We start from the raw sequence: 12,768 nt of genomic DNA on the forward strand, positions 1-12,768 counted from the left end.
GTTTTTCCATGAAGGCTAAAGACATTCTGAAAAATATGAAACCATATAAACCAGGAAAGGGAATTGAAGAAGTGAAAAAAGAGTACGGCTTGGACCGTATTGTAAAACTCGCCTCCAATGAAAACCCATTCGGATTTTCTCCTGCTGTAAAAAAAGAATTGCCTGAACTGATCGCCAACTTGGAAATTTATCCTGATGGGTATGGAGCAGAGATCCGCAAAAAAGTGGCTTCTTTCATCAATGTAGATGAAAGTGAGTTGATTTTTGGAAATGGTTCAGACGAAGTCGTACAGATCATATGCCGGACGTTTTTAGAACCTGGCTCTAATACGGTAATGGCTACCCCGACTTTCCCTCAATATCGGCACAATGCTTTAATCGAAGGGGCAGAGGTAAGAGAAGTACCTCTGCAGGAAGGTCACCATAATCTAGAGGAGATGCTTGCGAACATCGACGAACAGACAAGGGTACTTTGGATATGTACGCCAAATAACCCGACTGGCGTACATATCGACAGAACAACATTACAATCTGTATTAGAGCGCTGTCCTGCTCATGTCCTGATCGTGATTGACGAAGCCTACTACGAATATTTAGAAGCTGAAGATGCATTCGATTCGCTTGCTGCCCTGAAAAAATACCCGAACCTGCTGGTTTTGCGTACCTTCTCCAAGGCGTACGGGTTAGCTGGACTACGTATCGGATATGGTGTTGCTCACCCTGAGGTCATCCAAATCCTAGAGCCATCCCGCGAGCCTTTCAATACATCGACCGTTGCACAAGCTGCAGCATTGCTGGCTCTTGATGATCAAGAATTCATTGAGGAAACAGTTAAAGAAAACCACAAGAACAAAAAATCTTTGATGGAGTTCTGTGATGACCACGGACTTTCCTATTATGATACACAGGCTAACTTTCTTTTGATCCATTTGCCAATAAGTGGTGATGAAATGTTCGAACACTTATTGACCAAAGGTTTCATTGTGCGATCCGGTGAAGCTCTAGGGTTACCGAATACAATTCGATTGACCATAGGAAAGAAAGACGATATGGAACAAATACAGGAGGCCATGAAGCAAAAGTTAGCTTCTGGTGAGAAGTAATGAAACAAACCGTATTGATCGTAGGATTAGGACTAATCGGTGGGTCACTCGCGATGAATGTCACGAAAAAAGAAGATGTCTTCATTATTGGAATCGATGGAGATGAGGCCACGGTGAATATGGCGTTGAAACAAGGTGTCATCGATCAAGCTTCTTCTGATTTCAGTAAAGCCATACTCGAAGCAGATTTATGTATTTTGGCCACACCCATCTCTGTGACTATCGAATATTTACAAATACTTGAGTCTATTGAATTAAACAAACCGTTGTTAGTGACTGATGTATCATCCGTTAAAAATCAAGTTTTGGAAGCAGCCAATCGTTTAGAGCACCCTTTCTTCTCATTTGTAGGGGGACATCCGATGGCAGGGTCACATAAACAAGGTTATACCGCTGCAAAGCCACACCTCTTTGAAAATGCCATCTATGTTTTGACACCTTCTGTCCATGCGACCACGAGTGAAGCGGAGAGGCTCAAAGACTTATTTTCTCAAACGGAGGCACGTTTCTTAACATTCACGACAAAGGAACATGATGAAATGACAGCTGTCATTTCTCATTTCCCGCATTTGATAGCATCATCTCTCGTACACCAAGCTAGAATCTGGCAGGAAACTCATCCTTATATCGAACAGCTTGCAGCCGGAGGATTCAAAGATATCACACGGATCGCTTCCAGCAACCCGAAATTATGGCAGGATATATTTTTTCAGAATCGTCATTTGCTCATATCCATGCTTGATGATTGGATCGGCGAAATGGAGCGTGTCCGTTCTTACTTATGTGATGAAGCGAAAGAGCAAACCTTTCAATATCTATTTGACGCAAAGCAGTACAGGGATGGCTTGCCTGTAAAAGAAAAAGGAGCGATTCCTGCTTTTTACGACATATATGTTGATATCCATGACCAGCCAGGTGCCATTCATGATGTGATCGGTATCTTGGCGAAAGAGGAAATAAGTATTAAAAATATTCAAATCCTTGAAATCAGAGAAGGGATCACAGGGGTTTTACGAATCAGCTTCGCAACGCATAGAGAACAAACGGCTAGCAAACAAGTACTTGCTCACCATAATTATGAAGTTATGATCCAACAATGAAGGAGGAATCCCATGTCTACGATTGAACTGAAATCTACAGATAAGAAGTTGAGAGGTGAGCTGCGTGTCCCAGGTGATAAATCGATTTCCCACAGAGCAGCCATTTTTTCTTCTTTAGCTGAGGGTACCTCTCACATCCAATACTTTTTAACTGGTGAGGATTGCCTCCGTACAGTAGAAGCCTTTCGAATGATGGGCGTCAAGATTGAACAGGACGGGGGAGCACTCATAGTGCATGGCGAAGGAATCACCAGGTTGAACGAGCCTTCAAGTCCAATAAACTTTGGCAATTCAGGGACCACTGCCCGTTTGATGAGCGGTGTGTTAGCTGGATTACCATTATTTACGACTGCATTTGGTGATACTTCTTTATCAAGAAGACCGATGGACCGGGTTGTGGCCCCCCTGCAAGAAATGGGCGCGGATATTACCGGGAGAGAGGGAGGATCGCTGCTTCCCCTGGCATTTAATGGAAAGAAACTTTCAGGCTATAGGCATGAATTGAAAGTGAAAAGTGCTCAAGTAAAATCTGCCTTGTTATTAGCTGGTATGCTTGCAAAAGGAAAAACTGAAGTCATTGAAATAGGAGAAACCCGTAATCATACGGAGATGTTATTGCCTGAGTTCGGAGTAGACCTCGATATTGATGGCCGAGCGATTACCATCGAGGGTGGCCAACAACCGAAAGCTTCGGACATACGTGTACCTGGAGATATTTCTTCAGCAGCCTTTTTTATTGTTGCAGCGTCGATCACACCAAATAGTCAACTTACGATACGTGATGTCGGTCTGAATAAAACGAGAATTGGAATTCTATATGCACTAGAGAAAATGGGAGCGGCGATCAAAACGGACGTCCATACTCATGTAGGGCGTGAGCCTGTAGGTGATATCCATATTCAAAGCAGTAATTTGAATGGAATTACTTTGGACGGGGAGATTATCCCTAACGTCATTGACGAAATCCCGATTATCGCATTAGCTGCCACACAAGCTGAAGGAACTACCATCATCAAAGACGCGGAAGAGTTGAGACATAAGGAAACAGATCGCATAGAGGCAGTTGTTGATACATTGAATAGGCTCGGGGCAAACGTTGAAGCTCTCAAAGATGGAATAATCATCCACGGCAAATCTCATTTGGAAGGTGGAGTGATTAATTCCTATGGCGACCACCGAATCGGAATGATGGGAGCAATCGCCTCATTAGTCACATCCAATCATGTAACAATCCATGATAAAGATTGTATAAATATCTCATACCCTACTTTTTTTGAACATTTAAATGACGTCCTATGTTAAATTAACTTCATAGTTTATGCAAAGCTCTCATACGATATAAAAAGCCTGCTTGGAGGTTTGAGTCGTATGGGAGCTTATTGGTTTCAAGCTGATGTAGAAGAAGATACAGGGCCGGTTTTCAGAGAGTTGACAGTATGTGAGGGCAAGTTCGTCAGAGATCGCATAGGGAGTCACCGCTATAAGAATTTGGTGCTGGATAACTTTGTCGTTGCTCCGGGTCATGTAATGATAGATACTCAAGAGCCGTTAGCCGATTGTGTATTACCTGAAAAAACAGCAGAGAATTACATAAAAAGAGGGTGTACCTTGCTGCTCATACAACACCTAGTGACTAGCTTACGTCATTATCGAGAGCATTATGACCACTTTTTGCAGAAGTTCAAGCAGCTTCCTCTGGATTATATGATTTTACCTGTCGTTCCGGTAAAATGGCTTCGACCAGAGTTGATCCGGTTTTTCGCCCGGAAAGGAAGCCCCTTTTTATGTATTGAAGTGCAGTCCAGAGAAGAGTTGGAAGGTGTTTGCTGGGAATGGCTGACTCAGGCGCAGGCTTACAAAAGAATCCCTTTGACATTGTTCGTCAAAGATACAGAGAATACGTCGAACAACTATTCAGAATTGTGGTCTTCACTCTGTGAACAGTATGGTATGATTAAACTAACAGACATGCAGGACGATGAAGTCGTATCAGCTCAAAACTTAAGGGATAGTGGTATTTTTCCTAATAAAGGAGGCATCCTCCCAGGTGGTCAAGCTGATTATAACTTGTATTGGATTCAAACGGACAGAACGTTTGATGAACACGAGAAATTCAGATATCATAATGCTGTTCCAGATGTAACGATCATGAATGGTCAGGTGAGACAGGTCAACCAGAATTTGACCGATCCTCAGCCCGGCACTCATATAAAAGTGAAGATTCACAAGCATTTTGCTTAAGATGGAAAGGATGTCATCATGGAGGAAATACAAAAGGCCATCCGTCAAATGGAAGCCCATAAGACGGAAGACGCAATCAAAACTTTAACAGAATATCTACCCGATGCGGATGAAGAAGAGCGCTTTACCATTGCAGAGCTTTATATACAATGGGGGATGTTGGAAGAAGCGAAAATGGTTCTTCATGAACTCATCCAACGCTATCCGAAAGAACAGGAACTGAAAGTGATGATGGCAGAAATCCACATTGACTTGGATGAAGATGACGAGGCGATTGAATTGTTGAATCAGTTTGGTCCGGAAGACGAAGATTATTTGCAGGCACTTGTACAGCTTGCCGATCTTTACCAAGCACAAGGACTTTATGAAGTGGCTGAACAAAAATTGTTGACAGCTAAACGTGTGGAACCGAACTCTTCCATCATCGATTTCGCTTTAGGTGAATTGGCATTTTCAAACGGGGAGTACTCGAAGAGCATTCCATATTATGAGAATGCGATGCATCACGAACCGGTGATTGGTGATATTGAAGTGGCTACACGGTTGGCGGAAGCTTATGCAGCAAATGGAGAATTCGAACAAGCCTTGGACTTTTTCCAAAAAGTCGAAGAAGATAATCCAGATGTAATGTTCCGATATGGGTTTGTTGCATTTCAAGCTAACCGTAATGATATCGCGATTCATGTTTGGGAAGAACTGATTGAAAAGGATCCTTATTTCCAATCTGTCTATCAACACTTAGCTCAAGCCTATGATTCAGAGGGAATGCCCCAGCAGGCTTTGGATATGGCTAAGCAAGGGTTAGCAAAAGATGAGTTCAACAAGGAACTTTATCACCTTGCCGGAACTCTCTCTCATCGACAAGGTAACAAAGAAGAAGGTTATCAAATGATGAGGGAAGCTGTTGCGCTTGACCCTGGTTATAAAGAAGCTGTCCTGTTTTTGATTGAAAACTTCAAACAAGATGAAAATCATGATAATATCATCGAACTGATCAACGAACTGATCGCTCTAGGAGAAGAAGATCCGAATTACTTGTGGGAATTGGCTCAAGCTTATGAAGAAGAAGAGCGTTTCAAAGATGCATATGAACAATATAAACAAGCATACCCAGCATTGAAAGAAGACACTGAATTCCTGAAATCTTATGCCTATTTCTTAGTTGAAGAAGGAAGAATGAAAGAAGGCCAGCAAGTATTCGAAGAATATTTGGCCATTGATCCGACAGATACAGAAATCGAAGACTTCGTCGAGCGGCTTAAAGAACAATGAGATGATCAATAAAGCGCAGGAGGGGCGCATATGCAAACACCAATTTCTGTGGATGAGAAAAAAGACTTTGTCCGCTGGTTTTTGAATCATTTTCAATTGAAAAAAAGGGAAAGTGTCTGGATTCTGAATTATTTGATGAATCATGAGTCGCTTTTATCAAGCGTTCATTTCGTTCAAGAAGTAAAGTTCTGCCCGCGGGGGATGGAAATCAGCGCCCAGGGAGTTTCTGATCCTCCTTTTCGGTTTTATAAAGGCCAAGTGATGACAAATGACGCTGAAAAATCGTTTCATGATTTAAGAATGAATCAAGGCGAGCCGGTTTATATTCAAATGAACTTCGAAAATGCCCAACAGTGTTCTAAATATGCTCTAGTTCTTGAAGAGAACCCTTACCTTCCAAAAGATTATTATCTGAATGACCGGGATAAAAATGAAGCGGAACGGTTGTTATCTGTAAGTTTATTACAGCACAGTCAAAAGCGAATTGAAGATTCCATCGATGAAGCACTCGTAAACGGAAAACGAGAAGAATTCAAGGAATTATGTACCAAACTTGAAAAAGTGAAACAGGATTTGAATACGTTTTTATGAAAAGTCAGAGTCAGGGCCGCCTTAATTGGTGGTCCTGTTTTTTTGTACTTTTTTAAAAAAAGGTGCTGTGATTTTAGAAGTGTTTCCTCTGCTCCTTTTTGTTGTAAAGGACGAATTCGATCAAATGTTGGTAAATATGGCGCTTGCGCTCATGTTATTGGCAGGAAAAAATGAAATCTTCAGGAATTCACCATTAATTGGGTATGTTTGCGCTTTAATTTTTGTCGGAATGTAGTAGAATAGAGAAGAAGTTACATAGTAAAGGAATGAATGAATGATGCGCTGGACAAAAGCAGATACTACACAATATCTACCAGAAAAACAATATATTGATACGGTTTTGATCCCTTTGGTCTCTTTCGATCCTTCAGCAGACGACGAGATGGTCAAGCACGCTTTCCAAAGGGAATTGAACCAGGTGTTTTCAAACCTTATAGAAAAAGAATACCGGGGCCGTATCTTCCTGGCTCCGGACTATAATTATCTGAATGGTTCAAATGAGAGCGAAGTCGAACGATTGAACCGATGGATCAGCAAATTTCAGGAGCAGCCTTTTCACCATGTTTTCCTATTCACTTTCGATAGTAAATGGAAAAGGTATGAGTCCTACCTGAATGGACAGCTTTTATGGGTCCCAGGACTTCAATCAGGCAACATTCAATCAACGGAAACCCAATCGTTCGTGAAGGAACAAGCCCATCAAATCAACGAATTGATTCAATCGTATTGGTAATTATGAAAAGTTACGACAAGGTATGATAATTTATTGACCGCGCCTTTAGATTGCGCTATCATGGTAATGTCCTAGTAAACTGTGTGTAATCAATCCATGTCGCATGGATTACAGCATAGAGGGGGGAAAAGAATGAGCGATAAAAAACGAGTATCCCGTCGTCAATTTTTAAACTACACACTGACTGGTGTAGGCGGCTTTATGGCAGCCGGAATGCTGGCACCGATGGTTCGTTTTGCAATCGATCCTGTATTGAAAACGAAAGAAGGTGGAGATTTTATCTCCGTAGCTTCCGTTGATGAAATTACGAATGAACCACAACGTTTTGAATGGACGATCGATCAGGTCGATGCTTGGTATGAATCCGAAGTCCAAAAAACAGCGTGGGTGTACAGAAATGAGAATGATGAAATTGTAGCATTATCTCCGATTTGTACTCACTTAGGGTGTACAGTCGACTGGGCTTCTAATGAGGAGTATCCAAAAGAGTTTTTCTGTCCATGTCATGGTGGCCGGTACACGAAAGATGGAGTCAATGTACCAGGAACTCCACCGACGGCACCATTGCCGATGTTCGAACACAAAGTAGAAGAAGGCATGCTTTACTTAGGTGAAGCTCAAGAAAGAGGGGGGGCATAATACATGCTTCAAAAGATTTATGATTGGGTGGATGAGCGTGTAGATATCACCCCGCTATGGCGTGATATTGCCGATCACGAAGTGCCGGAACATGTAAACCCAGCACACCACTTTTCAGCTTTTGTATATTGTTTTGGAGGATTGACGTTCTTTATCACCGTCATCCAAATTCTATCTGGTATGTTCTTGACCATGTATTATGTACCAGATATTGAGAACGCATGGAAATCCGTTTATTATTTGCAGCGTGAGGTCGCTTACGGCCAAATCGTTCGCGGTATGCACCACTGGGGCGCGAGTCTTGTCATCGTCATGTTGTTTCTACATACGTTGCGGGTATTTTTCCAAGGAGCTTATAAGAAACCTCGTGAGTTGAATTGGGTCATTGGGGTCCTGTTGTTCTTCGTCATGCTTGGTTTAGGCTTTACAGGGTACCTGCTGCCATGGGATAACAAAGCTTACTTCGCGACTCAAGTAGGTCTCGAAATCGCAGCTGCGACACCGTTTATCGGAGATCAAGTACGGACACTTCTTGCAGGAGACCCGTCAATTGTAGGGGCTCAAACACTTACACGTTTCTTTGCGATCCACGTGTTCTTCTTGCCGGCTGCACTGTTCGGGTTGATGGCTTTCCACTTTGTCTTGATCCGTAAACAAGGTATTTCCGGTCCACTATAATAAAGTAATGTAAAAAGGAGGGAAAGCTGTGCATAGAGGAAAAGGGATGAAATTCGTCGGTGATTCACGTATTACCGCCGAAACAAAAGCCAATTTACCAAAAGACTATTCTGAGTATCCAGGACGTACGGAAGCATTCTGGCCGAACTTCTTATTGAAAGAATGGCTCGTTGGTGCTGTATTCCTGATTGGATTCCTGATTTTGACTGCTGCTCACCCATCACCACTCGAGCAACAAGCTGATCCAAACAACGCAGGCTATATTCCGTTACCTGACTGGTACTTCTTATTCTTATACCAGTTTCTGAAATACCAATTTGCTGGTGGCGAGTTTATCGTTCTAGGTGCCATCGTCATGCCTGGTTTGGCTTTCGGTGCTCTATTGCTTGCACCATTCCTGGATCGAGGTCCGGAACGCCGCCCTCATAAACGTCCGATTGCTGTTGGTTTGATGCTGATAGGTTTTATTGCTACATTCTGGTTGACATATGAATCTGTATCTCATGCCGATTATGAAATGCGTGCGGAGAAGTATGGTGTGAATGTGGAAGCTGTCGAGTCAACAATCAATAAAGATCATCCTGGGTATGCTTTATATGAAGCAAACTGTATGAGCTGCCACGGGGATGCATTGCAAGGACAAGGGAACTACCCGTCATTGATTGACGCAGAAGTATCTGTCGAACAAGTTAAAGATATTGCTGTCAACGGAATCGGCGAGATGCCATCTGGAATATTCGGTGGCTCTGATGAAGAACTTCAACAATTAGCTGAGTTCGTCGCTCAGGCTGGTTCAGGTGAAGGTAGTGAAGGTGGATCTGAAGAAGGATCATCAGGTGAAGGGTCCGGAGAAGGATCTGAAGAAGGATCATCAGGTGAAGGATCTTCTGAATCCGGAGAAGGGTCTGGATCGGAAGAATAATTAGATACTTAATTGATCTAAAAAGCCGCGCTTAGATAAGCGCGGCTTCATTTGTATAGGAGGGCAGAATGATGATGAAGAGCATTATCCCCTACATATTGACGAAGAGAAGTTTTTTATTATTATTATTTGTCGTGAACCTTTTTGGAACAATATATGGCTATATATGGTATGAATCACAATTATCTGTAACGGAACCGATCTTTCTGATCTTCGTCCCAGACAGTCCGACCGCAAGTATGTTCTTTACGATTTTTTTAGCTTTTTTTATTTTTGGTAAAAACGTGCCTTATATCGAGGCACTTGCTGTCATTACTCTGATGAAATATGGACTGTGGGCTGTGGTGATGAACGGGTTGACGTTCTTAGAATACGGCTCTTTGCCGTGGACAGGGTATATGCTTATTATTTCTCATGGTGCTATGGCTGTTCAGGGGCTTCTATATGCACCCTATTATGCGATACGTTTAAGACACATCATCGTTGCGGCTGTATGGACGCTGCATAATGATGTGATTGATTATGTTTTCGAACAAATGCCTGTTTATCCGGCAATCGTTGAACACATGGATCAAATCGGTTATTTCACTTTTTGGTTAAGTATTTTATGTATAGGGACAGCATATTTTCTATCTGAAAAATTTACAGGTGGGTCTAATCCCTCTTCATCTCTCATAGATTCTAAGTAAGACTTCTAATGAGAGGGGAGAAGTGAAATGGGACGGGCAATCATCATACTATGTTCTCTTATTTTCACACTCATACCATTGAGCCAAATAGAAGGGACGGAAAAAAATCTGTCTTCATGGGAATCGTTCATTACGCAATATAATTGGTTGGTCATGGATGAAAAGTATGAGTTAGCCGACCGGTTATTGAATAACCGACTGCCTGAAATGGAACAATATGTACAAACACTTTCCCCTAGACACCAGGACACATGGCGCCAATTGAATGAAACACCTGCCATAAATTCTGAAACTAAAAGGTCAGAACAAATAATTGTATTTATTGAAATTTTCACTTCAAGTCAACCTCATGAAATAGTAAGGGAAAAGCTGGAGGTTCTTTCTTCCTCAATCGAAAACCCTCAGAATAGTTCTTTAGAATTAAATGAGTTGTGGGAAAACATATCTCCTGCAGTATCAACTATTTATGAAGCTGAAGTAGTTGATACTGCAAAGGTGTCATTTAACAAGCTGACTGTAAAAGATTCAATGAACGAGCGTAAACAATTAATTGCACATTTGAATAAAATAAAGCAGACAGATGATGGTATAGCTGGCGATGCAGTCATTTGGACAGCTTTCATTGTCGGGGGAACGATCTTGATTACACTCCTATATGTTTCATTAAGACAATTTAAAAGTCGTTCAAAAATTAGACACATGGTTAAAAGTGATAATAGTTGATTTTATCAGTCATTTTGACTAAAATTAACCTAAGCAAACACATCCAAGACGGAGGAATGTACGATGAGTTTTATTCTTTATTTCGCCTTGATTATTATTATTCCGATCTGGGCTCAATCAAAAGTAAAAAAGACTTATAAAAAGTATTCAAAAGTTCCCACTTCCTCATCCATGTCCGGCGCTGAAGTGGCTAGAAAGATCTTAGATGATAATGGTCTATATAATGTAGCTGTCGAAGAAGTAAGAGGTCATTTGACTGATCACTATGACCCACGTTCCAAGGTGATTCGTTTATCCTCCGAAATTTACCACGGGCGATCTACAGCTGGTGCTGCTGTGGCGGCCCACGAGGTAGGGCATGCGATACAGGATGCCCAGGATTATGCATTCCTAAGGTTCCGTAGTGCTCTTGTACCGGTGGCCAGTTTTGGCTCTAATATCTCCATCTTTTTGATCATTGGTGGAATGCTGTTGCAAATGACCGGTCTGTTATTCGTAGGAATCGTCTTCTTCGCAGCAGCTGTGCTCTTCCAATTGATTACACTGCCTGTAGAATTCGATGCATCGAACAGGGCGATGAGTCAGCTCGTTTCTACAGGTGTCATCCGAAACGATGAAGAACGGAAAACGAAAAAAGTACTCAACGCTGCAGCTATGACATATGTAGCGGGAGCACTAGTAGCATTGGCAGAATTATTACGGTTCATCTTTATGTTTATGGGCATGGGTGAAGAGTAAACTTAATATCAGAAAAAGCCCCGATTCAATGCGAATCGGGGCTTTTTCAATGTTAGGAAATATAATGTATGACCGTCAGTGGATTTTTAGCAATGGATGAGCCAGTGACCAGTGATCCAACTTCTCGTAAGCTGCTTGGGGGAGACCAGCACTTACGCTTTTGATCCATCCAGCTCCAGCGCCTAGCCTCTCGAGGTCTTAAGTCCATTAGTCTTGTGAAGAAAGGTCGCTCCACAAGACTAATGTTCTTAAGCGTGTCGAGGCTGAACAAGGCGCTTGCGCTTTTGATCCGTCCAGCTCCAGCGCCTAGCCTCTCGAGGTCTTAAGTCCATTAGTCTTGTGGAGAAAGGTCGCTCCACAAGTCTAATGTTCTTAAGCTTGTCGAGGCTGAACAAGGCGCTTGCGCTTTTGATTTAATCCAATGGGTTTTTGTTTTCATCTAATGTAAAACCTTCACCCATAACGTCGTGTACATGGCTGACAGCAACAAAAGCGTGGGGGTCAATATGATCGACGAGACTTTTCAATCGGACGATTTCATTTTTTCCAATTACACAATAGAGGACGTCTCTTTTTTCACCAGAAAATGAACCGCGTCCTTCGAGTATTGTGACACCTCGATCCATTTCTTCCATGACATGCTTCGAAATTTCTTCGCTTTTTTCAGAGATGATTGTTGTACCTCTGGCTGCATAAGCTCCTTCTTGAATGAAATCGATGACTCTTGCCCCGACGAATACGGCCACAAGGGTGTACATCCCTTTTGTGTATTCCAAATAGGTAATGATAGATATGAAGATGACAATTGCATCAAAGACGAACATAGCCCTCCCCATACTCCACCCCATGTATTTATGCACAAGCCGGGCAATGATATCCACCCCACCAGTAGTGCCCCCATAACGGAAGATGATACCGAGTCCAACGCCGATGAATACACCTGCGAATAGGGCAGCTAGTGTCAAATCGGAAGCTAAGTCAAAGTGGATCATATACTGCTGGGAAATTTTAATGAAAACAGATACGGCTACAATCCCGATCAAAGAATATAAAAAAGTCTGTCGGCCAAGGATTTTCCATCCTATAATGAGGACAGGAATATTGAGCACAATATTCATAACAGCAGGATCCCAATTGAATAAGTATAATAGCAAGAGAGTAATACCAGTAAATCCACCTTCGCCTAATTCATTTTGAATATTGAAGTGGACGAGTCCAAAAGAAAAAATCGCAGAACCGATAAGTATTAATATGATGTTTTTCACCCGTAAGCCAAAGACCTTCATTTACTCACCTCCATTTATATTTCACACGATATCCATTATAGAGAATAGATGAA

At 42.1% G+C, this 12,768-nt stretch carries 14 protein-coding genes; 13 read left to right on the forward strand and 1 reads right to left on the reverse strand.

Annotated features, from left to right (window positions below):
* The first annotated feature begins 8 nt into the window (after nucleotides 1–8).
* The 13 genes from hisC (at nucleotide 9) to HLI_RS00545 (ending at nucleotide 11,429) form a co-directional block, all read left to right on the forward strand.
* Nucleotides 9–1,103, forward strand: a complete 1,095-nt coding sequence (hisC, locus tag HLI_RS00485; RefSeq protein ID WP_128522548.1) for a histidinol-phosphate transaminase — start codon at nucleotides 9–11, stop codon at nucleotides 1,101–1,103.
* Nucleotides 1,103–2,203, forward strand: coding sequence for a prephenate dehydrogenase (locus HLI_RS00490; RefSeq protein WP_128522549.1), 1,101 nt, complete (start codon nucleotides 1,103–1,105; stop codon nucleotides 2,201–2,203). Before hisC ends, HLI_RS00490 begins: the two co-directional genes overlap by 1 nt.
* A gap of 12 nt (nucleotides 2,204–2,215) precedes the next feature.
* Nucleotides 2,216–3,505 carry a 3-phosphoshikimate 1-carboxyvinyltransferase gene (gene aroA / locus HLI_RS00495; protein WP_128522550.1) on the forward strand — a complete coding sequence of 430 codons (1,290 nt, stop codon included), beginning with the start codon at nucleotides 2,216–2,218 and terminating at the stop codon, nucleotides 3,503–3,505.
* 66 nt (nucleotides 3,506–3,571) lie between these two features.
* Nucleotides 3,572–4,444 (forward strand): hypothetical protein, encoded by an 873-nt coding sequence (locus HLI_RS00500; protein ID WP_128522551.1) that lies wholly within the window; start codon nucleotides 3,572–3,574, stop codon nucleotides 4,442–4,444.
* Between the two features lie 18 nt (nucleotides 4,445–4,462).
* Complete coding sequence (locus tag HLI_RS00505; RefSeq protein WP_128522552.1) at nucleotides 4,463–5,716, forward strand: tetratricopeptide repeat protein; 1,254 nt, start codon at nucleotides 4,463–4,465, stop codon at nucleotides 5,714–5,716.
* A 30-nt stretch (nucleotides 5,717–5,746) separates the two neighbouring features.
* On the forward strand, nucleotides 5,747–6,307 hold the full coding sequence (locus HLI_RS00510; RefSeq protein ID WP_128522553.1) for a ReoY family proteolytic degradation factor: 561 nt from the start codon (nucleotides 5,747–5,749) through the stop codon (nucleotides 6,305–6,307).
* A 277-nt stretch (nucleotides 6,308–6,584) separates the two neighbouring features.
* On the forward strand, nucleotides 6,585–7,040 hold the full coding sequence (locus tag HLI_RS00515) for a DUF2487 family protein (RefSeq protein WP_164908434.1): 456 nt from the start codon (nucleotides 6,585–6,587) through the stop codon (nucleotides 7,038–7,040).
* 132 nt (nucleotides 7,041–7,172) lie between these two features.
* A complete protein-coding gene (locus HLI_RS00520; RefSeq protein ID WP_128522555.1) occupies nucleotides 7,173–7,679 on the forward strand; it encodes a QcrA and Rieske domain-containing protein in 507 nt (168 codons plus the stop codon).
* A 3-nt stretch (nucleotides 7,680–7,682) separates the two neighbouring features.
* Nucleotides 7,683–8,357, forward strand: a complete 675-nt coding sequence (gene qcrB / locus HLI_RS00525; protein WP_128522556.1) for a menaquinol-cytochrome c reductase cytochrome b subunit — start codon at nucleotides 7,683–7,685, stop codon at nucleotides 8,355–8,357.
* A 28-nt stretch (nucleotides 8,358–8,385) separates the two neighbouring features.
* On the forward strand, nucleotides 8,386–9,279 hold the full coding sequence (locus tag HLI_RS00530) for a menaquinol-cytochrome c reductase cytochrome b/c subunit (protein ID WP_128522557.1): 894 nt from the start codon (nucleotides 8,386–8,388) through the stop codon (nucleotides 9,277–9,279).
* 74 nt (nucleotides 9,280–9,353) lie between these two features.
* Nucleotides 9,354–9,968 carry a lipoprotein heptaprenylglyceryl N-acetyltransferase LhaT gene (locus HLI_RS00535; protein WP_128526773.1) on the forward strand — a complete coding sequence of 205 codons (615 nt, stop codon included), beginning with the start codon at nucleotides 9,354–9,356 and terminating at the stop codon, nucleotides 9,966–9,968.
* A 27-nt stretch (nucleotides 9,969–9,995) separates the two neighbouring features.
* On the forward strand, nucleotides 9,996–10,691 hold the full coding sequence (locus HLI_RS00540; RefSeq protein WP_128522558.1) for a hypothetical protein: 696 nt from the start codon (nucleotides 9,996–9,998) through the stop codon (nucleotides 10,689–10,691).
* Nucleotides 10,692–10,754: 63 nt separating this feature from the next.
* Nucleotides 10,755–11,429 (forward strand): zinc metallopeptidase, encoded by a 675-nt coding sequence (locus HLI_RS00545; RefSeq protein WP_128522559.1) that lies wholly within the window; start codon nucleotides 10,755–10,757, stop codon nucleotides 11,427–11,429.
* A 413-nt stretch (nucleotides 11,430–11,842) separates the two neighbouring features.
* On the opposite strand, the gene HLI_RS00550 is transcribed toward HLI_RS00545, so the two are convergent.
* Nucleotides 11,843–12,715, reverse strand: coding sequence for a YitT family protein (locus tag HLI_RS00550; RefSeq protein WP_128522560.1), 873 nt, complete (start codon nucleotides 12,713–12,715; stop codon nucleotides 11,843–11,845).
* Nucleotides 12,716–12,768 lie beyond the last annotated feature (53 nt).

It is taken from the genome of Halobacillus litoralis (genome assembly GCF_004101865.1).
GTDB classification, from domain to species: Bacteria; Bacillota; Bacilli; order Bacillales; family Halobacillaceae; genus Halobacillus; species Halobacillus litoralis_A.

What these genes read in the sequence shown, in the direction of transcription:
- HLI_RS00500 (WP_128522551.1), top strand. Translation starts at nt 3,572, where the DNA reads ATGGGAGCTTATTGGTTTCAAGCTGATGTAGAAGAAGATACAGGGCCG.
- HLI_RS00515 (WP_164908434.1), top strand. Translation starts at nt 6,585, where the DNA reads ATGCGCTGGACAAAAGCAGATACTACACAATATCTACCAGAAAAACAA.
- HLI_RS00540 (WP_128522558.1), top strand. Translation starts at nt 9,996, where the DNA reads ATGGGACGGGCAATCATCATACTATGTTCTCTTATTTTCACACTCATA.
- HLI_RS00490 (WP_128522549.1), top strand. Translation starts at nt 1,103, where the DNA reads ATGAAACAAACCGTATTGATCGTAGGATTAGGACTAATCGGTGGGTCA.
- hisC (WP_128522548.1), top strand. Translation starts at nt 9, where the DNA reads ATGAAGGCTAAAGACATTCTGAAAAATATGAAACCATATAAACCAGGA.
- HLI_RS00545 (WP_128522559.1), top strand. Translation starts at nt 10,755, where the DNA reads ATGAGTTTTATTCTTTATTTCGCCTTGATTATTATTATTCCGATCTGG.
- aroA (WP_128522550.1), top strand. Translation starts at nt 2,216, where the DNA reads ATGTCTACGATTGAACTGAAATCTACAGATAAGAAGTTGAGAGGTGAG.
- qcrB (WP_128522556.1), top strand. Translation starts at nt 7,683, where the DNA reads ATGCTTCAAAAGATTTATGATTGGGTGGATGAGCGTGTAGATATCACC.
- HLI_RS00510 (WP_128522553.1), top strand. Translation starts at nt 5,747, where the DNA reads ATGCAAACACCAATTTCTGTGGATGAGAAAAAAGACTTTGTCCGCTGG.
- HLI_RS00535 (WP_128526773.1), top strand. Translation starts at nt 9,354, where the DNA reads ATGAAGAGCATTATCCCCTACATATTGACGAAGAGAAGTTTTTTATTA.
- HLI_RS00550 (WP_128522560.1), bottom strand. Translation starts at nt 12,715, where the DNA reads ATGAAGGTCTTTGGCTTACGGGTGAAAAACATCATATTAATACTTATC.
- HLI_RS00505 (WP_128522552.1), top strand. Translation starts at nt 4,463, where the DNA reads ATGGAGGAAATACAAAAGGCCATCCGTCAAATGGAAGCCCATAAGACG.
- HLI_RS00520 (WP_128522555.1), top strand. Translation starts at nt 7,173, where the DNA reads ATGAGCGATAAAAAACGAGTATCCCGTCGTCAATTTTTAAACTACACA.